Genomic DNA, 19,360 nt, shown 5'->3' with positions numbered 1-19,360 from the left:
CGACCAGGCGGGCGGCGACGTGAAGGCCCTCAAGAAGGCCGACACGGGCATCGAGCCCGCCGCCGCCTATCCCGAGGCGGCGGCGCGCATGCTTACCCGAGCTTCTTCGCCAGAAGCTCGTTGATGAGCTTCGGGTTGCCCTGGCCGCGCATCTCCTTCATGCACTGGCCCACGAAGAACCCGATGAGACCGGTCTTGCCGCCCTGGTACTGCGCCACCTTGTCGGGGTTGGCGGCCAGCACCGCGTCGACGACGGCTTCGATGGCGCCCGTGTCGGACACCTGCTTCATGCCGCGCTCCTCCACGATGGCGGCCGGATCCTTGTCCTCGTCGAGCACGGCCGCGAACACCTCTTTGGCCTGCTTGGACGAGATGGCGTCCTCGGCGGTGAGACGCACGAGCGCAAGCGCGCGCGCCGGGGTAAGCGGCGTGTCGGCCAGCTGAACGCCTTCGTGCGCGTTCAGGTAGGCGGTCACGTCGTTGATGACGAGGTTCGCCACCGGCTTCGCCAGCTTGGCCGCATCGGCGCCGGCCAGCTCCATGCACGCCTCGAAGAAGTCGGCCGTGGCGCGATGCTCCACCAAGTGGCGCGCATCGTAGGCGCTCAGGCCGAACGCGTCCTCGAAGCGGGCCGCCTTCTGGTCGGGCAGCTCGGGCAGCTTCGCGCGCACGGAATCGATCCACTCGTCCGTAAGGTCGTAGGGCGCGAGATCCGGATCGGGGAACAGGCGGTAGTCGTCGGCCGTCTCTTTCACGCGCATCACGATGGTGCGCTTGGCCGACGGGTCCCAATGCCGCGTTTCCTGGAAGATCTGGCCGCCCTCCTCGAGCACTTCCGCCTGGCGGCAGATCTCGTAGGCCAGGCCGTCGTGGAGGTTCTTGAAGCTGTTCATGTTCTTGAGCTCGGTCTTCACGCCGAACTCCTTTGCCCCGCGGCGGCGCAGGCTCACGTTGCCGTCGCAGCGCATGGAGCCCTCTTCCATCGAGCAGTCGGAGATGCCCAGCGCCAGGTAGATCTGGCGCAGCTTCTGCATGAACAGGCGCGCCTCCTCGGGCGTGCGCAGGTCGGGCTCGGTGACCAGCTCGGTGAGCGGGGTGCCTGCGCGGTTGTAGTCCACCAGCGAGTGCGTGGCGCCGGCGATGCGGCCTTCGCCGCCGCCGATGTGCACCATCTTGCCCGCGTCCTCCTCCATATGTATGCGCGTGATGCCCACGTGCGCGGTGTAGCCGGTCTCGGTGCGCGTCACGTTGCCGCGGCTCTCGCCCACGTCGAGGCCGTCCAGGTCGATGCGCTCCTTGGCGGCCGCGCCGTCCACGTCGAGGTCGAGGTGGCCGCGCATGCAGAACGCCACGGGGCCCTGCGTGGTCTGGTAGTTCTTCGACATGTCGGGGTACATGTACGTTTTACGGTAGAACATCGAGTGCTTCTCGATGTCGCAGTTCGTGGCCAGGCCCGCCAGCACGATGGACTCGATGGCCGCGCGGTTCGGCACGGGCAGCGCGCCCGGCATCCCCAGGCACACGGGGCACGTGTGCGTGTTCGGCTCGGCGCCGAACTCCAGCTTGCAGCCGCAGAACATCTTGGTGTCGAGCGTGGTGAGCTCGGCATGGATCTCCAGGCCGATGACGGCCTCCCAATCCTCGAGCACCTCTTCGAGCTTCCGCATGGCTACTCACCTGCCTTTTCTACCTGGAACGGGAGCCCTCCGGGGGCATCCAGTCGCTCAGACAGTCCTCGCTTCGCTGCGGAACTCGCTTGGTGGACGCCCCCGGAGGGCTCCCTGTCCATGCATAGTCCCGGCAGGTCGACGCCTGGGGTCGCGTCGGCGGCGTCGGGGATGTCCGCCATCGATCCTTCGGGGTAGGGTTGACCCGGGGCGAAGGCCGGGGCCACGGGGGCGGGGCCGTACACCGTTTCCAGCGCGGCGGCCACGCGCAGCATGTTCTGGTCCTTGAACTGGGGCGAGATGAGCTGTACGCCCACGGGCAGCTGCGTCTGGGCGCCGAGGCCCACCGGCAGGCTCATGCCGCCGTTGCCAGCGATATTGATGGAGATGGTGAACATGTCCGACAGGTACATGTCGGTGGGGTCGCTCACTTCGCCGAACGTGAACGCCGTGCGCGGCGACACGGGCGCGACGATGCAATCCACCTGCTCGTAGGCGCGCGCATAGTCCTGCGTGATGAGCGTGCGCACCTGCTGCGCCGGGTAGTAGTAGGTGTCGTACACACCTGCGGACAGAAGGTAGCTGCCCAGCATGATGCGGCGGCGCGCCTCGGGGCCGAAGCCCTTCGCGCGGCTGGCCTCGTACTGGCCGCCGAGGTCCTTGTGGCCCGGGTCGCAGTAGCCGTAGCGCACCGAGTCGAAGCGTGCGAGGTTGCTGAACGCCTCGCAGGGGCCCAGCACGTAGTAGGCGCTCATAGCGGCCTGGGCGTTGGGCAGCTCCACCTCCACGATGTCGGCGCCGAGCGCGCGCAGATGCTCCACGGCCTCCTCCACCTTGGCCTTCACCTCGTCGGTGAGACCCTGGGCTTCCATGAACGCGGGCACCACGCCGATGCGCATGCCCTTGACCCCCTCGGCGAGGTTCGCCGTGAAGTCGACGTCCAAGTCCTGGCTCGTGCAGTCCAGCACGTCGCGGCCGGCGATGGCGTTGAGCGCGAAAGCCGCATCCTCCACCGAGCGCGTGAACGGGCCCACCTGGTCCAGCGAGCTGCCGAAGGCCACCACGCCGTAGCGGCTGACCACGCCGTACGTGGGCTTGACGGCCACAGCGCCGCAGAAGCTGCCCGGCTGGCGGATGGAGCCGCCCGTGTCGCTGCCCAGCGTGATGGCGGCCAACCCCGCGCCCACGGCAGCGGCGCTGCCGCCCGACGAGCCGCCGGGCACGCGCGAGAGATCCCACGGATTCCTAGTGGAGCCGAACGCGCTCGTCTCCGTGGAAGAGCCGAACGCGAACTCGTCCATGTTGAGTTTGCCCAGCGGAATACCGCCGGCTTCGATGGTGCGCTGAACGCACGTAGCCGTGAAGGGCGACACGTAGTTCGCCAGCATCGCGGACGAGCACGTGGTGTGCGTACCCTCCAGGTTCATGTTGTCTTTGAACGCCACGGGCACGCCGGCCAGCGGGCCGCACGCGTCCAGCGTACCGGCCGCGACGGCGGCGTCGAGCGCAGCCGCCTGCCGAAGCGCCAGCTGCTCGGTGGTTTCGAGGAACGCATGCGTCGCGCCGTCGAGCGCGCGCACGCGGGCAAGCGAGCTCTCGGCGATCTCGCGCGCCGAGAAGTCCTTGGAGGCGAGGCCCGCGCGGATCTCGCGCACGCCCATTGCGGCGAACACGGGTGCGGTTGCAGCCATCAGCGATCGCCCCCTTCGCCCAGAATCGAGGGGATCAAAAAGCAGCCGTCCTGCTGCTTCGGCGCGTTCTCCAGCGCCTCCCCCTGCGTGAAGGAGGGGGATTCTTCGTCCTCGCGCATGACGTTTGAAAGGCCGCCGATGGGGTGGAACGTAGGCTCCACGCCGTCGAGGTCGTATTCGGTGATGGGCTTCAGGCTGTCGATGATGGCGTTGAGATCGACCGTCATCTGCACGACTTCGTCGGCGTCCAGCCCGATGCGCGCGTACTCCGCGATGCTGCGGACGTCGCGCTCGGTGAGGTGTTGGGTCATAGAGCCTGCTTTCCTTCTCTCGTTTTCACGCATCGGCTCCGCGCGTATCGCTCGAAAACCGAAGGTGGCACCGGTGAAAACATAACCCGTCTATAATAGCAAACCTCGGCGTTGCCAACCCACCGCGCTCCCGCCCCGCATGATTTTTCTCAACGCCCGCGCGCCTTGAGGAACGCGGCTCGGATCGCGCCGCGCCGGGTCGTCGCTTCGTGCCGTCGGGCGGGTTCGCGCGTCTCCTCAAGGCGATGTGCAGCAAAAACGAGGTTTTGGCACGCCGGACCCGTCCGGAAACCGCCGAACCGAGGCCGAATGCCGCATTCCCAAGGCTCGATGAAACGCGACCTGGGGTTTTGCTGCAAAGTTTCAACGAGCAAAATGCCGAAGAGCACCGAGGGGTGCCAAAAGCTCGTTTTTGCTGCACATGGAACCACGGAAACATGCCGCGCCGGTCGACGTGCCGCGCACTACCGTAACGGCGCCGAGCGCGCGATCGGCGTCTCCCGCCCGGGTTCTCGCGACCGATACCGTCGCGCCTCGCTTCGATGGAGAACCGCACAAATGTTTCACGTGAGACACTCGCGCACTTCGGCTGAGCGGGAAGGCTCCGCGACCAGGCCCTTCCCCATCTCGGAGCGTCCCCGCAGCCCCAGCAGCTCATCGGCAGCCGTCGCAGCCGTCGCAACCGCACAGCCCCGGCAGCTCATCGGCAGCCGTCGCAACCGCACAGCCCCGGCAGCTCATCGGCAGCCGTCGCAGCCGCGCAGCCCCTTCCCCGCCATCCTTCCCGCGGAATCTCCAAATACCCGTTGACGCCTTATACTATGTGTCATATAGTATAAGGCGAAAGGAGGTATGCGATGGATGCACAATTGAAACGAGGTTTCCTCGATGTTTGCGTGCTCGCATCGATCAACCGCCAGGACTCGTACGGGTACCAGATCGTCAAAGACGTGCCGTCGAGTTTGCATTTGACCGAATCGACGCTGTACCCCCTGCTCAAACGCTTGGAATCGGCGGGGCTGCTGACGGTTTACGCCATCGAGCACAACGGGCGCCTGCGCAAGTACTATCGCATCACGCCGGCCGGGGTCACGTACCTCGACGAGTTCTTGAAGGATTGGGACGACGTATTGGACGTCTACGAATATGTGAAACGAGGTGCCAACCGATGAACAAGACCGAGTTTCTGGATGCGCTCAGGCATGCGCTCGGCAAGCTGCCCTCCTACGAGGTGGAACAATCGATCGCGTTCTACGCCGAGATGATCGACGACCGCATCGAAGACGGGATGAGCGAGCAGGAAGCCGTGGCCGCGCTGGGATCGGTGCACGCCATCGCAGCTCAGATCGTCGCCGAAACGCCGCCCATTCCCAAGGCCATCGCGAAGGCGAACACCGGCAGCCGCACGCTCAACATCGTGCTGCTTGCCATCCTCTCCCCCATCTGGGTGACGCTGGCGCTGGCGTTCGCCTGCATGGTGTTGGCCATCTACCTGGCCATTTGGTCGGTCGTCGTGGCGCTGTGGGCCGTCGTGCTCACGCTGCTCCTATGCGCGCCCATCGGCGTGTTCGGCCTGGCCTGGTGCGCGGCCACGGGGTTTCCGCTCTCGGGCATCTGGGTCTTCGGCTGCGGCCTGGCCGGTGCAGGCCTGGGATTGTTCTCTTGGTTCGGCGTGCTGGCCGCCAGCAAGGGGCTCGTCAACCTCACGCATTCGTTCGCCCGCTGGGTGAAGGGGCTGTTCATCAAGCTGAAGCGCAACGATGCCAGCCCGATCGCGCCGGAAGGAGCAGCTCATGTCTAGCGGCAAAAAGACGTTGCTCGTCATAGCAACCATCCTCGTCATCGGCGGAGGCGCCATATCGTTCGGCGCGTTCGCGGCGGCCGGGTTCAACTTCGAGAACCTCTCGACCGAATCCCGCAATTGGACGTCCTCCACGAAGACGTTCGCACCCGAGACGGAAAACCCCCACACCGCCATCGTCCTGCGCGACATGGGCGAGGACGTGCGCATCGAGCCGACCGACGGCGACGCCATCGAGGTGACGTACTGGACGAACGAGCGCAAGAGCTTCGACGTGGACGACAACGGCGGCACCGTCACCGTCGAAGGCTCGCGCGAGCCGGCCATCGACATCATGATGATCGGATCGTTCGAGGACCACTCTACCGTTCTGAAGGTGCCGCGCAGCTACACGGGCACGCTCGACATCGACCTCATGGGCGGCAATGTGGATGCCGCAGATCTGGACAGGTTGGGCTCAGTGACGGCGAAAACCGCGAGCGGCAACATCTCGCTCTCCCGCCTCGCCGCGGACGATATCGTGACGAACGCCGCCAGCGGCAACGTGCAGGTGCAGCGCGTCCAGTGCGCATACCTGAGCGCAACCACGATGAGCGGCAACATCGAATTCTCCGACGTCGAGGCGACCGAGATCGTGAAGCTGGACACGGCGAGCGGCGGACAGCTGCTTCGAGGCGTGAACACGGCGACCCTCGACGCCCGCATGGGTAGCGGCGACATCCTGGCGGCGGGCGTGGCAGCCACCGACGCGAAGTTCGATGCCGTGAGCGGCAGCGTGAACGCCTCGTTCTCCGGTTCGGACGGCGAATACGCCATCGAGGCCTCCTCGGTCAGCGGAGACGTGCACTCGCCGGCCGGCAGCGCCACAGCGTCGAGGCATGTGAGCGCTCGCACCATGAGCGGAGACGTGACGCTCACGTTTTCCGGCGGCAGCGCGAGCGTCAGCAACGGCAATGGCGTCCGCAGCGACTCCGGCGCGCCGACCGCACCGGAAGCCCCCGAAGCGCCCGAGGCCCCGAAGCTCTAAATCACCCTTCTTCCTGCGCAAACGCGCAACGAAGGCCCGCGGTGTTGCCGCGGGCCTTCTGCATGCCAAAGCCGTTACGCCTCGTCAGCAGCCATGTCGAACATAATGTAGTGCGACGGCGTCTTCGCGCGAACGGACACCTCGCGCGTGGCGGTGATCTCGGCCGCGTCGCCCGCGTCCAGCTCGTTGCCGTTCACCATGCCTTCGCCCTCGATCTGGATGAGGTAGGCTTGCCGCGCCGGGTCGAGGTCGTAGTACAGCGTCTCGTCCGAGCCGATGACGCCTACGAGCACCTTCATATCCTGGTGGATCCGGATAGGCGCGAAGCCCTCCTCGCCCGAGGCGACGGGCATCCACTTCCCCACGCGGTCCTCCCAGTCGAAGCGGTGGTCGCCATAGTTCGGCTCCGCGTTCTTCTCGTCAGGCAAGATCCATATCTGCAGGAAACGCAGCGGCTCGTTCGTATCGTTGTACTCGCTGTGCATGATGCCGCTTCCTGCGCTCATGTACTGCACGTCGCCCCGCTCGAGGCGGCTCCCGTTGCCCAGGCTGTCACGGTGCGTGAGCTGGCCGTCCACGACGTAGCTGATGATCTCCATGTTGTCGTGGGGATGCATGCCGAACCCGCCGTGCGGGTCGAACCGGTCGTCGTTGACCACGCGCAGCGCGCCGAACTTGATGTTATCGGGTTTGTAGTACTCGGCGAACGAGAAATGGAACAGGCTGTGCAGCCATCCCCGGTCGCTTCTGCCCATGTTCTCGTGCTTGATGACCTTGATCATGGCCCATCGCTCCTTCTTGTTGTTTGATGAAGCGATGATAGCGTGCCCCTGCGCGCCACGCGTGGCGGTTGCATGTCGCTCGCGTAACGAGATGATGAGGAGCAAGCTTAGAGGGCAAGCGAGAGCGGGGCGGATTTTTCGCACGGGTCGGAAGCGGCGAGGCGGATCATCGCCCGTTTGCAAGCCCCTGCTCGAACGCGGCTATCTCGGACAGGAAGGCTTCGCCGTAACGGGCGAGCTTCGTAGCGCCCACGCCGCTGACCTCAAGGAACTCCTCGTCGGTTGCAGGCCTTTTCGCGCACATATCGCGCAGAGCCGCATCGGAGAACACGATGTAGGGAGGCTTGCCCGCTTCGTCGGCCAGGCGCTTGCGCAGCGTGCGCAGACGCTCGAACAGCTCGGGGTCGGCATCGTTCGCGGGCGCTCCCGACGAGCCGAACACGTGCGAACCGCCTGCAGCCGAACGCGTGCGCTCGGGCTTTCGCAGAACGCGCTTCATCGACAAGCTGAAACCCTCTTCGGCAGCCTCGCGGGCACGCGGCCCCAGACCCACCACCGGGTACGTCCCCTCGGTAATCAGCAGGTAGCCGCCTGCAGCCAGCAGCTCGATCACTTCTTTCACCTGCGCAGCCGGAGCGTTCACCGTATCGTAGCACGCGGCCTCGTCCAGATGCATGTCCAGCAGCTTCGCGTTCTGCGAGCCGCGCAGCACATCCACCACCATGCCCTTGCCGAAGCGACCCCGCAGCTCCTGCACGCAGCGCATGGCGGCGAGCGCGGTGTCGGTGACGTCCATCGACTCGAACTCCCCCGCGCAGTTCGAGCAGTTGCCGCAGGAAAAACCTCTGTCGCCGGTCGTTCGTAACGTCAGCGAGGAGGCTTCTGGCGCCGAAGATTGCGGTGAAAGTCCGACGTGGCGGCCTTCGGGCCGTGAGGAGGACTTGGAGCCGCAAGGTTCGGCGCCAGAAGCCTCCGCAGCGTCGGCTCGTTCCGTCGGCCGGCAAGCCGACGGAACCTTCTGCTCCCCGAAGTAATCGAGGATGTAGCGGCGCAGGCAGCCGGTGGTGTGGCAGTAGCCGGTCATCGCCGCCAGCAGGCGGCGGCGCGAGGCGCGCACGGCTTCGGCCTCTTCGGGCGAAAGCTCCTCGTTGCCCGATTCCTGCTCTATGAAGAAGCGGCAGGTGGACACGTCGCCGTCGCTCCAGTACAGAAGGCACGTGGAAGGCTCGCCGTCGCGGCCGGCCCGACCGGCCTCCTGGTAGTACGCCTCGATGCTGCCGGGCATGTTGTGGTGGATCACGTAACGCACGTTCGACTTGTCGATGCCCATGCCGAACGCGTTGGTGGCCACCATCACCGGCGCGTCGTCGGCGATGAACGCGCTCTGGCTCTCAGCGCGGTCGGCCGCCGACATGCCCGCATGGTAACGCGCGGCGCGGACGCCCTCCTCCAGCAGCGCGGCGTGCACCTTGTCGGTGTCCTTGCGGGTGGAGCAGTACACGATGCCGCTGTCGCCCGCATGCTCCAGCGCGTAGCCGGCGATGCGCGCGATCTTGCGCTTCGGATCGAGCCGCTCAACGCCGAAGTACAGGTTCGGGCGGTCGAAGCCCGTAACCACCTCGTAGGGGTCGCGCAGGTCGAGCAGGCGCACGATGTCGGCGCGCACGCGCGCGGTGGCCGTGGCCGTGAACGCCGCCACGACGGGACGGTTCGGCAGCTGTGCGATGAAATCGCCGATGGTCAGGTACGACGGGCGGAAATCCTGGCCCCACTGGGACACGCAGTGCGCCTCGTCCACGGCAACGAGCGGGATGGCCGCCCTCTGCGCGAATTCGAGGAACCTCGGATCGGCAAGTCGCTCCGGCGCCACGTACATGATCTGGTAGGCGCCGTCCAGCGCGCGGCGCAGGACGGTGGACTGCTGCCCGGGCGTGAGCGTGGAGTTGAGGTAGGCACCGCGGATGCCGGCGTCCAGAAGCGCGCGAACCTGGTCGCCCATCAGCGACACGAGCGGGCTCACCACCAGCGCCAAGCCGTCCATCACCACGCCGGGCACCTGGTAGCACACCGACTTGCCCGCGCCCGTGGGCATGACCGCGAGCGCGTCGCGGCGGCCGAGGATCGCCTCGACGACACCCTCCTGCCCCGGTCGAAAGGCCTCGTAGCCGAAGTGCTGCTTGAGCGCCTGGTGCGCCTGCGATAGATCCGTCACTGCTGCTTCCTCCCCGCCCGTTTCCGGCTTGCTCTCGTATTCCCATGATACTGCATTGTTCCTCGAACACGTCTTGCGCGACGGCAGGAAGCATGTATAATGCAGGGTGTCAGCGGTGCCCGTGGGATTGAAGCTCCGGACGGGTGACGCCGGTACGTTTCGGGGACGGTTAGGGACTAGGACTCCCGCCGTCCTTTCTGTTTCCTCGATGCCTTCCGCTTTCGTCGCGCCCAGTCGTAGGCTGCCATGAAGAATGACAAGATGGAACATAGTCCTGCGATCAGATTGAAACTATCCATCGGGTAATCACCTCCTCTCGAAGGCGCCACCCGCCGGAAACGGACACTGCTGACAGCCATGATTCTAGTGCCTCGCACGCTGTCTGTGAAGTAAAAGTTTTCCCAGATCAAACAATATTTTTGACGTTAGATCCGCGTTGGATCCACGCGTGATCCGCGTTGGATCCGCACTGGATCGACGCGTGCTGCGCGTGGTATCCGCGTACGATCCGCGCTAGAATCGCGCAAGATCCGCATGGACTGCACGCAAGAACCGCGTGGGCTGCGCGCAAGGTTTCGCAGGCTTGCGGAGCGAAGCATCGCCTTCCGCTACAATATCCTCCAAATTCATCCGACAAAACCCGCCGCTCGATCGTGTTGCAGTCAGAAAGGGAAAACCGCTGCAGAACAACGTCGACATAGCCGCACTGTTCAACCGCCACGCCGCGACGGTGTATAGGCTGTGCTACTCGTTTCTGGGCAGCGCGGCCGACGCGGAGGACGCGACGCAGAGCGTGTTCATGAAGCTGATCGACCGCCCGCGCCGATTCAACGACCCCGAGCACGAGAAGGCATGGCTCATAGTATGCGCCCAGAACCACTGCCGCGACGTGCTGAAAAGCGCGCACCGAACGCGGCAGACCGCCCTTCCCGAAGACATCGCGGACGAGAGGCGCGCGCGGCAGGACGAGACGCTGGATGCGGTGCTGGCCCTGCCGGAGAAGTACAAGACCTGCGTGTACCTGTTCTATTACGAGGGGTATCGCACGGCAGAGATAGCGGCCCTGACCGGAGTGCCATCCTCGACCGTGCGCAGCCATCTGAGCGAGGCGCGGGCGCTTCTGAAGACGATGTTGGGAGGTGAGAGACATGGACGATAGCCGTTTCCACGCGGAAGAATCGCTCGAGAAGTGTCTGGCGGATGCCTACGAGAGCATGAGTCCCGACGAAGAGGCCCGGCGGCGCATGCTGGCGGAGCTGCTGGCCGCAAGCGAGCGGCGCGCGCCGAAGCGCCGGTCGGCGCGGCGCGCGCTGATCCCCCTCGCCGCCTGCCTCGTGCTTGCTGCGGGCATCGGCGCGCTCACCTACGCCTCCTCCCTCACGCAGCCCCCGAGTTCCGGCGGTGCGGCGACGATCGCCAGCATCAACGACGAATTGAAATCAGCCGCCCCCTCCTCGGCCGACGAAGCGCAAAGCGAATCGGGCGCGGCTCCGTCCGACGGAGACGCACGTCACCCGTTCGTCACGCTCTCCTCGGGCGAGCGTCTGCGCGTCGCCCTCGGCGACGACGGCCCCCTACCTGCCAGCCCCGAAATCGTCGGAGAAGAATTGGAGCGCACCGTCGCCACCGGCCCCGGCGTAACGGCATCCTCGCCGTGCACGGTGTTCGCGACGAGCGACCCGGCCCACCCTTATGCCATCCGATACGACGAAAACGGCGTCACGTACCTGGCCGACCCCGCGTAAGCCCGACGAACGGAGAACATCATGCACGCTTCCAACCGCAGCCGCGGCAGGCTCGCCGCGGGCTCCATCGCCTTCGCCGCCCTGATCGCCGGCGCATCGCTTGCCGGATGCAGCCCCGACGGTCAGGCGGGCGGCCAGCTGGGATCGGCTGCAAGCGAATTGGAGATCATGGCCATCGGTTCCGCGCTGCCCGAGACAGCCTCCTCATGCCCTCCTCCCTATCCGTACAACCCCTCGCCCTCTCCCGGCGGCACCGAGGAATACCGTGCGCTCGACGAGCCGGGGTTCCTCTCCCCTGCGACCAGCCCGCTGTCCACGCTGTCGGCCGACGTCGACACGGCCTCGTACTGCAACCTGCGCCGCATGGTGGCGCAGGAATACGCGCCGGCCGTCGTACCTGCCGGCGCCGTGCGCACCGAAGAGCTGCTCAACTACTTCGACTACGCCTACCCGGCGCCCGTTGGCTCCGACTTGTTCGGCGTATCGACCCAGATGAGCGACTGTCCTTGGAACGACCAGACGAAGCTGCTGGTCATGGGATTCGCCACCGAGAAGGACGGCGACGCTTCGTCCGCGGGCGCCAACCTCGTGTTCCTCATCGACGTCTCGGGGTCGATGGACGACCCTGACAAGCTCCCCCTGGTCAAAGACTCGTTCGCCACGCTCGTCGAAGGGCTGACGGAGCGCGACCGCGTGTCCGTCGTAACCTACGCCAGCGGCGAGCGCGTGCTGCTCGAAGGCGTGCCGGGCGACGACAAGCGGCGTATCATGCGCGCCGTCGACGGCCTCGTCGCCGAAGGGTCGACGAACGGGGAAGCCGGTTTGGAGCAGGCGTACCGTCTGGCGGAATCGTCGTTCATCGAAGGCGGTGTGAACCGCGTCGTCATGGCGTCGGACGGCGACCTCAACGTGGGCATCTCGTCCGAGAGCGAGCTGCACGACTTCGTCGAGCGGAAGCGCGAGACCGGCGTGTACCTCTCGGTGCTGGGATTCGGCTCGGGCAACTACAAGGACAACAAGATGGAGACGCTGGCCGACCACGGCAACGGCGCCTACCACTACGTCGACTGCGCCGAAGAAGCCCGGCGGGTGCTCGGCCGGAACCTCCGTGCGAACCTCGTGCCGCTTGCCGACGATGTGAAGATCCAGGTGGAATTCAATCCCGACCGGGTGAAGGGCTATCGGCTGATCGGTTACGAGAACCGCGCGCTCGCCGACGAGGAGTTCCGCGACGATGCGGCCGACGCGGGCGAGGTGGGCGCGGGCCATGCGTTCACCGTAGCGTACGAGATCGTCCCCGCAAGATCGGCGTTCGAGGCGGGCGCGTCCGCATTGAAATACGGAAGCGATGCCGACGACCGGCAGGACGGTCGCCGCTCCGAAGCGAACGACGGGGAATGGCTGACGTGCACGATGCGCTACCGCCCTGCGGGAACCGTCGAAGCGGTCGAGCAGGCGCTGGTCGTCGACGACGAAAGCTGCACCGACTGCCCGAACGGAGATTGGACGTTCGCCGCCGCTGTCATCGAGTGCGGCATGGCGCTGCACCGCTCGCCCCATGCCGGTACCGCCACCCTCGAAAGCGCCCGCGACCTGCTGGCAAGCTGCGAGCTCACCGACCAGCAGCAAGGCTTCGAAACCCTCCTCGCCGACCTCGCCCGCCGGCAGCGCCGCTAGACGGGCTTCGGCAGGAAGCCGTCGAGCTCGACGTCCAGTTCGGCAAGGCGCTTCACGCGAGGATGCTCGTCCAGCACGCCGCGAGCCATAACCATGCGCACGTCGCGAAGCGCCTCCAGGTTCTCCAGGGGGTTGCGGTCGAGCACGATGAGGTCGGCCGCCTTGCCCGCCTCGACGGAGCCCGTCTCGTCGCCCAGCCCCAGGATGCGCGCGTTGCCCAGCGTGGCCGTATGCAGCGCCATCTGACGCGACGCGCCCACGATGCGCTCGAAGTACACCACCTCACGCCACATGTCGTACTGGGTGATGTAGGGGCACGACGAATCGGTTCCCAAACCTACGGGGATCCCCGCCGCCAGCGCCTGCTTCGCCGCCTGCACGATGCCCTCGAACACGATGCGGCCGTTCACCTTCTGCACCTCGGTGGAATGCGTTTTGGCGGGATCGAGCTCCACGAACGGAAGCGCAGGCGAGACGGTGCAGGTCAGCGACGAGGCGCGCCCGGCTCCGTTGCGCTTGAACAGCGCGATCAGCTCGTCGTCCAGCGGGGCGCCGTGCTCGATGGTGTCCACGCCGGCCTCGAGGCCCACGCGCACGCCCTCGGCGCTCTCGATGTGCGCGGCGGTGGGCAGGCCCAGCTTGCGTGCCTCGTCGCAAGCCGCCTGCGCAACCTCGGGCGACATGCGCAGCACACCCGGCTCGCCCTCCACCTCGGCGTCGAACACGCCTCCCGTGACGAACAGCTTCACCAAGTCGCACTTGTGCGAGAAGCAGTCGCGCACGATGGCGCGCGCCTCTTCCGGCGTGGACGCGACGTGCGCGAACAGGCCCGCGCCGTGGCCGCCGGGCACCGTGACCCCCACGCCGGACGTGACCAGCCGCGGACCCGGATGCTTCCCCGCGTTGATGGCATCGCGCACGTCCACGTCGGCGAACCCAGGATCGCCCACCGAGCGCACGGTGGTCACGCCGCTGGCCAGCTGCTGCCGCACATGCGCCTTGAGCGTGCGGCGCAGGTACCACCTGCCCAGCGGGTTGCCCACCACCTTGTCGATGAGGTCGCCTGCGGCGCCGGCGCTCGTGGGCTTGCCCGAGCCGCACAGGTGCACGTGCAGGTTCACCAGGCCGGGAGCCAGATACGCTCCGGCAAGGTCGATCTCGCGAGCGTCGAACGGCCCCACGGTGGTGGCCGCCGGACCCACCTTCTCGATGATGCCCTCGTTCACCACGACGGTCATGTTGGGCTGCGGCTCCATGCCCTCGGTGCCGTCGAGCACGGTTGCATGGGTGAACACGTAGGAGGTCATGGCGATCCTTTCGGTTGAGGCAAAGGCGCCGCCGCGCTCGCCGAAGCGGCGCGTCGCGCTTAGCGTCAGTATACGCCGTCGCAAGCCGCGCGCGAAGCCCGGCACGCACCCGCCGCGTGCCCCGGAACGAGCGACGGCTAGCCCTCGCGCTCCACGATGCGCGCGAGCAAAGGGGCGAAGCCTTCGTCGATCCTTCGACGAAGCAGAAGCTTGTGGGAGGCTCGAACGGCCTCGGACATGATAGGCCGTCCGTATGCCTCCGCCGGAACGGAGTCGATGAGCGCGTCTATCCGGTCCATGTCGACGGAGCCCATGAACCGCTTGATCGCCGCATCGAGATCGGGATTGACTGTTTGCGCCATGTAGGAGAAGGGGTGAATGGACGCTCCCCTCCCATCGCCCGAAGGCAGGCGATAGCATGACACGTTCGTCCCGAACGCATCCTGATCTATATCCGACTCGTCGAGCATCCTCCGCCGTGCAAGCGAATCGCCGCGCTTGCCGAACAGCGAACTGCCCAGATCGTACACCGGCGCGAGCTCGTAGGAGAACGACGCGTCCATCAACACGCCCCAGTTACCGTTGCTCCGGCCGGGGTTCTTGATGAACGCGTCCACCACGAACATATCCCAGAAACGCTCGAGCACCCCGGGCACGCTGCGCAGGAGGTCGGATGTCTCTATCGTGGCGAGCACGTCGCCAAGGAAGACGCTCTCGCCGTCCGAGGGAGCCGAATCGAATCCCCCGTCATCGTCGGAAAGGGCGTTCTTGATATCCTTGAACTCGAATAGGCGCTTTCCGGGAAACGTGAAGTCCTTGCACGCGCAGACGATCTTGCCGTTTCGGTAGCCTAGCATCGTCTCATGAACGGGAATGCCGAGCGACGCGTAGATTCGCGCGCCGAGATGCTCGGATACAGGGCTCGACGTGTACGGCGGAAGATTTTTGCCCTGGAGGTCGCGCGTCGTACGCGGATACTTCGCTATCCACGGGACGCCGTCCACGAGAATGCCCTCTTTCTGTCCGGCGCGCCCACCGTAGAAAAGGCCGCTGGCGGGACAATCTCGCAAATCCACGATCTTCATTCTGCAGGCTCTCCTTCGCCGACGATTGATGTCGAATCATCGTAGCACGCTCGACCAGCGCGGCTGCAGCCTACGACGAATCGTCAACCGGCGCGTCGCGCTTACGGGCGCTTCCCACCCGTCACGCCCAGGCGTTCGGCCGTCTCGGCAAGCGCCTGGGCGGTGACGGGGCGTCCCGCGCCCACGTGCACGGCGATGCACGAGAAGCTGGGCTTGTCGGCCGTGAACAGGCCCAGCTCGCGCGACGCGGCGCGCACGTCGTCTTTCGTCATGCCCGCGCGGCGCAGCGGCGACACCACGCCCAGCTCGGCGAGCGCCTGGAAGCCGGGGCGGTTCGCCGGATCGTCCGTGACGTTCGTGCCGTCGGCCAGCACCTCGAAGCCGTCCTCGGCCATGCGCGCGAGGATGGTGGAGAAGATGAACGTCTTGCAGCGGTAGCACCTATCGGGCCCGTTCGCGCAGATCTCGCCCTGCGCCAGCACGTCGGCGTCGACCAGCTCGAAGTCCGCCCCCAGCTCGGCGGCGAGGCGCTTCGCGTCGTCGATCTCGAAAGCGGGCTGGAACGCCGTACGCACGCCGTACGCTTTCACGTCGCATCCGGCGCGCAACGCGGCGGCCAGCAGGAACGAAGAGTCGCACCCGCCCGAGAACGCCACGGCCAAGCGCGGCGTGCGCGCGAAAAACGCGTCGAGCGCCTCGACGCCCACGTCCTGGCCGGGGCCCGTCGCCGTCATGCCGGCTTCTCCTCGAACAGCTCGGCGGCGCGACCCAGCTCCTTCACGATCTCGATATGCTGCGGGCACACGCTTTCGCACGCGCCGCACCCGACGCACGTGGACGCGGGGCCGCTCGACGCGTTCCAATCGTAGTTCTCCTGCGCCCGATGCATGTCGTGGAACAGCTCTAGGATGTTGAGCGACGCGAGGGCCGCCGGGATGCGCACGCCCTTCGGGCAGTTCTTCAAACAGTAGCGGCAGTCGGTGCACGGCACGGTGGGCACGCCGTCGAGGATGGCCCGCACGCGCGCCAGCGCCTCGTCCTCCTCGTGCGTCAGCGGATGGAACGAGCGCATGATCTGCGTGTTCTCGCTCACCTGATCGGGCGTGGACATGCCGGACAGCACGGTGAGCACGCCCGGCAGCGACGCGGCGAACCGCAGCGCCCACGAGGGCAGCGACTCGTCCTGGTTCACGGCGCGCAGCACGTCCGCCGCCTCCTCGGGCAGATGCACGAGCGAGCCGCCCTTAACGGGCTCCATCACCACGACAGGCAGCCCGTGGGCGCGCGCAGCCTCGTAGCACTTGCGCGATTCGACGGTTTCGCTCTCCCAGTCGGCGTAATTGATCTGCAGCTGCACGAAGTCCACCTCGGGATGCGCCTCCAGCACCTCTTCCAACACGGCAGCCTTGTCGTGGATGGAGAAGCCCAGGTTGCGGATCAGACCCGCCTCCTTCTTCTCGTGCAGGAAGTCCCACAGGCCGAAGTCGTCGAACAGGCGCGTGCGCTCCTCGCCCAGGTTATGCAGCAAGAAGAAGTCAAAATAACCCGCCCCCGTCTCGCGCAGCGACTTGTCGAACATAGCGCGCGCATGGTCGGCGTTTTTCGCCAGCCACGCCGGCAGCTTCGTGGCAACCTGGAACGATTCGCGCGGATAGCGCTCGACGACGGCCTCGCGCAGCGCCGCCTCCGACCGGCCGTTATGGTAGCCGCGCGCCGTGTCGAAATAGGTGAAGCCCGCGTCCATGAACAGGTCTACCATATGCTTGACCTGCTCGATGTCGATCTCCTTGCCGCCGTCGCCCTCGACGACGGGCAGCCTCATGAACCCGAAGCCCAGCTTCCCGATCTCGTCCATAGATAATCCTCGCTCCCCGACCATGCTCACCCGATCGCGCTCGACACGCGCGGCCGCTCGAACCATCCGACACGCTTCAGCGCATTGTTCGTGATCAGTATACACAAATGGAAAACAAGCCGGCCGCAATCGTTCGAGCGGCAACAAAGCTACGAAGCCGACGCCGAACGCAATGCAAGCCGTTCAGGGTTCTTCGACACCGCGGCATGCGCCAACCTGAACCCCCACGTTACCCCTTCCAAACGAAACCGCATCAGGTCGGTACGCCCTCTTCGCCCTCGGACGCCCCGCATCACAATGGGGGCCGTACCCCCACGTCGAGAGATTGGAGAGCCTGTGTACTATTCCAGCGGAAACTACGAAGCATTCGCCCGCCCGGCAAAGCCGGAGGGCATCGAGGACAAATCGGCCTACATCGTCGGCACCGGGCTGGCGGGCTTGTCGGCCGCGTGCTACCTGATCAGGGATGCTCAGATGGACGGCTCGCGCGTGCACCTGTTCGAACGCGACGCCGAACCGGGCGGCGCCTGCGACGGGTGGGAGTATCCCCAGCTCGGCTTCACTATGCGCGGCGGTCGCGAGATGGACAACCACTTCGAAGTGATGTGGGACCTGTTCCGATCCATCCCCTCCATCGAGGACGAGAACATGAGCATCCTCGATTACTACTATCAGTTGAACAAGCGCGATCCCAATTATTCCCTGTGCCGCGCAACGGTCAACCGGGGTGAAGACGCCGGCCTCGACAATACATTCAACCTGTCCGACAAGGCGTGCATGGAGATCATGAACCTGTTCTTCACCCCCGAAGAGCAACTCGACGACAAGCCCATAACCGACTATTTTTCCGACGATGTGCTCGATTCCAACTTCTGGCTGTACTGGCGCACCATGTTCGCCTTCGAGAACTGGCACAGCGCGCTCGAGATGAAGCGCTACATCCAGCGTTTCGTCCACCACGTCGGCGGGCTCCCCGACTTCAGCGCACTGCGCTTCACCCGGTACAACCAGTTCGAATCCCTCATCCTGCCCATGGTGAACTACCTGAAAGGCCAGGGCGTGCAGATCCATCTGAACACCGAGGTCGTCGACATCACGTTCTCCAGCACCCCGGAGCGCAAAGTAGCCACCGAGGTGCAGACGATATGCGAAGGGGCCGACAAGACGTTTCACCTCACCGACGACGACCTGCTGTTCATCACCAACGGCAGCTGCGTCGCCAATTCGTCCTTCGGATCGCAAGACGAGCCGGCCCAGTTCAACGCCGTGCTGGAAAAAGGAACCGGGTTCGACCTGTGGCGACGTATCGCACGGCAGGATTCCGCATTCGGGAATCCGGAAAAATTCATCGGCGATCCGGAGAAGTCCAACTGGATGAGCGCCACCGTCACGACGCTCGATGAGAAGATCGTTCCCTATATCGAGAGCATTTGCCGTCGCGATCCGTTCTCGGGCGGCGTCGTAACCGGCGGCATCGTTACCGTAAAAGATTCGAACTGGCTTTTAAGCTGGACGTTCAACAGGCAACCCCAGTTCAGAGCCCAGCCCGACGATCAGCTGTGCGGCTGGATATACGGCCTGTTCACCGATGTGCCCGGCAACTACGTGAAGAAAACCCTGCGCGAATGCACCGGCAAGGAAATATGCATGGAGTGGCTGTACCACCTGGGCGTTCCCGAATCGCAGATCGAGGAGCTCGCCGAGAACAGCGCCAACACGGTTCCGTGCATGATGCCCTACATCACGGCATTCTTCATGCCGCGCGCCGCAGGCGACCGACCCGACGTCGTGCCCGAAGGCGCGGTGAACTTCGCGTTCATCGGCCAATTCGCGGAAACGCCGCGCGACACCATTTTCACCACCGAGTATTCCATGCGCACCGGCATGGAAGCCGTCTACACGCTGTGCAACGTCGACCGCGGCGTGCCCGAAGTATGGGGCAGCGCGTTCGACATCCGCGATTTGCTGAACGCCACCACGTTGATCAGGGACGGCAAGCCCATCACCGACATGGAGATGAATCCCCTCGAAAAGCTCGCCCTGCACGAGGGAATCGAGAAGATCAAGGGGACCGACCTCTACGGTCTGCTGGTCGAGTTCGGCGTGATTCCGCCCGATCGCGGCGACGCGCCCGCGCCCGCCACCGGAGCCGTATACCCCGGCATGCATTAGACGTTTCCGTTAAAAACCGAACCCCCTG

16 protein-coding genes are annotated in these 19,360 nt (G+C 65.6%); 7 read left to right on the top strand and 9 right to left on the bottom strand.

All coding sequences use genetic code 11. The features are described 5' to 3' along the window. Positions 1-92: 92 nt before the first annotated feature. Genes gatB through gatC form a run of 3 tightly spaced genes read right to left on the bottom strand, consistent with a single transcriptional unit; the run spans position 93 to position 3,669 of the window. Positions 93-1,667: an Asp-tRNA(Asn)/Glu-tRNA(Gln) amidotransferase subunit GatB gene (gene gatB / locus GT613_RS06360; RefSeq protein WP_009304795.1), complete on the bottom strand. Its 1,575-nt coding sequence runs from the start codon at positions 1,665-1,667 to the stop codon at positions 93-95. A 2-nt stretch (positions 1,668-1,669) separates the two neighbouring features. Further along, complete coding sequence (gatA, locus tag GT613_RS06355; RefSeq protein ID WP_009304796.1) at positions 1,670-3,358, bottom strand: Asp-tRNA(Asn)/Glu-tRNA(Gln) amidotransferase subunit GatA; 1,689 nt, start codon at positions 3,356-3,358, stop codon at positions 1,670-1,672. After that, the gene (gene gatC / locus GT613_RS06350; protein WP_009304797.1) at positions 3,358-3,669 is read right to left on the bottom strand and encodes an Asp-tRNA(Asn)/Glu-tRNA(Gln) amidotransferase subunit GatC; all 312 of its coding nucleotides are present in this window, start codon (positions 3,667-3,669) and stop codon (positions 3,358-3,360) included. Before gatC ends, gatA begins: the two co-directional genes overlap by 1 nt. A gap of 857 nt (positions 3,670-4,526) precedes the next feature. On the opposite strand from gatC, the gene GT613_RS06345 reads away from it, so the two are divergent. The 3 genes from GT613_RS06345 to GT613_RS06335 are packed head-to-tail and all read left to right on the top strand — an operon-like array spanning position 4,527 to position 6,497. Beyond that, entirely contained in the window at positions 4,527-4,841 is a 315-nt protein-coding gene (locus GT613_RS06345) for a PadR family transcriptional regulator (RefSeq protein ID WP_009304798.1), read from the top strand. Beyond that, entirely contained in the window at positions 4,838-5,470 is a 633-nt protein-coding gene (locus GT613_RS06340) for a DUF1700 domain-containing protein (protein ID WP_009304799.1), read from the top strand. Before GT613_RS06345 ends, GT613_RS06340 begins: the two co-directional genes overlap by 4 nt. Then, positions 5,463-6,497 carry a DUF4097 domain-containing protein gene (locus GT613_RS06335; RefSeq protein WP_009608847.1) on the top strand — a complete coding sequence of 345 codons (1,035 nt, stop codon included), beginning with the start codon at positions 5,463-5,465 and terminating at the stop codon, positions 6,495-6,497. Before GT613_RS06340 ends, GT613_RS06335 begins: the two co-directional genes overlap by 8 nt. Before the next feature lie 74 nt (positions 6,498-6,571). On the opposite strand, the gene GT613_RS06330 is transcribed toward GT613_RS06335, so the two are convergent. Next, complete coding sequence (locus GT613_RS06330; protein WP_009304801.1) at positions 6,572-7,279, bottom strand: pirin family protein; 708 nt, start codon at positions 7,277-7,279, stop codon at positions 6,572-6,574. 166 nt (positions 7,280-7,445) lie between these two features. After that, complete coding sequence (locus GT613_RS06325; protein ID WP_009304802.1) at positions 7,446-9,491, bottom strand: ATP-dependent DNA helicase RecQ; 2,046 nt, start codon at positions 9,489-9,491, stop codon at positions 7,446-7,448. 628 nt (positions 9,492-10,119) lie between these two features. On the opposite strand from GT613_RS06325, the gene GT613_RS06320 reads away from it, so the two are divergent. Genes GT613_RS06320 through GT613_RS06310 form a run of 3 tightly spaced genes read left to right on the top strand, consistent with a single transcriptional unit; the run spans position 10,120 to position 12,913 of the window. Further along, positions 10,120-10,650 (top strand): RNA polymerase sigma factor, encoded by a 531-nt coding sequence (locus GT613_RS06320; protein ID WP_370516104.1) that lies wholly within the window; start codon positions 10,120-10,122, stop codon positions 10,648-10,650. Next, complete coding sequence (locus GT613_RS06315) at positions 10,640-11,236, top strand: hypothetical protein (RefSeq protein WP_035578351.1); 597 nt, start codon at positions 10,640-10,642, stop codon at positions 11,234-11,236. The genes GT613_RS06320 and GT613_RS06315 overlap by 11 nt, the downstream gene beginning before the upstream one ends. Positions 11,237-11,257: 21 nt before the next feature. Beyond that, positions 11,258-12,913, top strand: a complete 1,656-nt coding sequence (locus GT613_RS06310; RefSeq protein ID WP_114516431.1) for a VWA domain-containing protein — start codon at positions 11,258-11,260, stop codon at positions 12,911-12,913. Here GT613_RS06310 and GT613_RS06305 read toward each other — a convergent pair. From GT613_RS06305 to GT613_RS06290, 4 genes are all read right to left on the bottom strand, one after another. Next, complete coding sequence (locus GT613_RS06305) at positions 12,910-14,220, bottom strand: amidohydrolase family protein (RefSeq protein WP_161172562.1); 1,311 nt, start codon at positions 14,218-14,220, stop codon at positions 12,910-12,912. The genes GT613_RS06310 and GT613_RS06305 overlap by 4 nt on opposite strands. 137 nt (positions 14,221-14,357) lie before the next feature. Further along, the gene (locus GT613_RS06300) at positions 14,358-15,305 is read right to left on the bottom strand and encodes a CtkA family protein (RefSeq protein ID WP_009608794.1); all 948 of its coding nucleotides are present in this window, start codon (positions 15,303-15,305) and stop codon (positions 14,358-14,360) included. Between the two features lie 101 nt (positions 15,306-15,406). After that, on the bottom strand, positions 15,407-16,039 hold the full coding sequence (locus tag GT613_RS06295) for a 7-cyano-7-deazaguanine synthase (RefSeq protein WP_009608887.1): 633 nt from the start codon (positions 16,037-16,039) through the stop codon (positions 15,407-15,409). Then, the gene (locus GT613_RS06290; RefSeq protein ID WP_009608803.1) at positions 16,036-17,160 is read right to left on the bottom strand and encodes an aldo/keto reductase; all 1,125 of its coding nucleotides are present in this window, start codon (positions 17,158-17,160) and stop codon (positions 16,036-16,038) included. Before GT613_RS06290 ends, GT613_RS06295 begins: the two co-directional genes overlap by 4 nt. 336 nt (positions 17,161-17,496) lie before the next feature. Here GT613_RS06290 and GT613_RS06285 point away from each other — a divergent pair, with 336 nt between their 5' ends. Then, positions 17,497-19,332: an oleate hydratase gene (locus GT613_RS06285; RefSeq protein ID WP_009608885.1), complete on the top strand. Its 1,836-nt coding sequence runs from the start codon at positions 17,497-17,499 to the stop codon at positions 19,330-19,332. The last annotated feature ends 28 nt before the right edge of the window (positions 19,333-19,360 follow it).

The sequence above is a fragment of the Eggerthella sp. BIOML-A4 genome, assembly GCF_009875575.1.
GTDB lineage: Bacteria > Actinomycetota > Coriobacteriia > Coriobacteriales > Eggerthellaceae > Eggerthella > Eggerthella lenta.
Note: the sequence above shows the minus strand (reverse complement) of the source record. Positions and strands in the feature narration are given on the sequence as shown.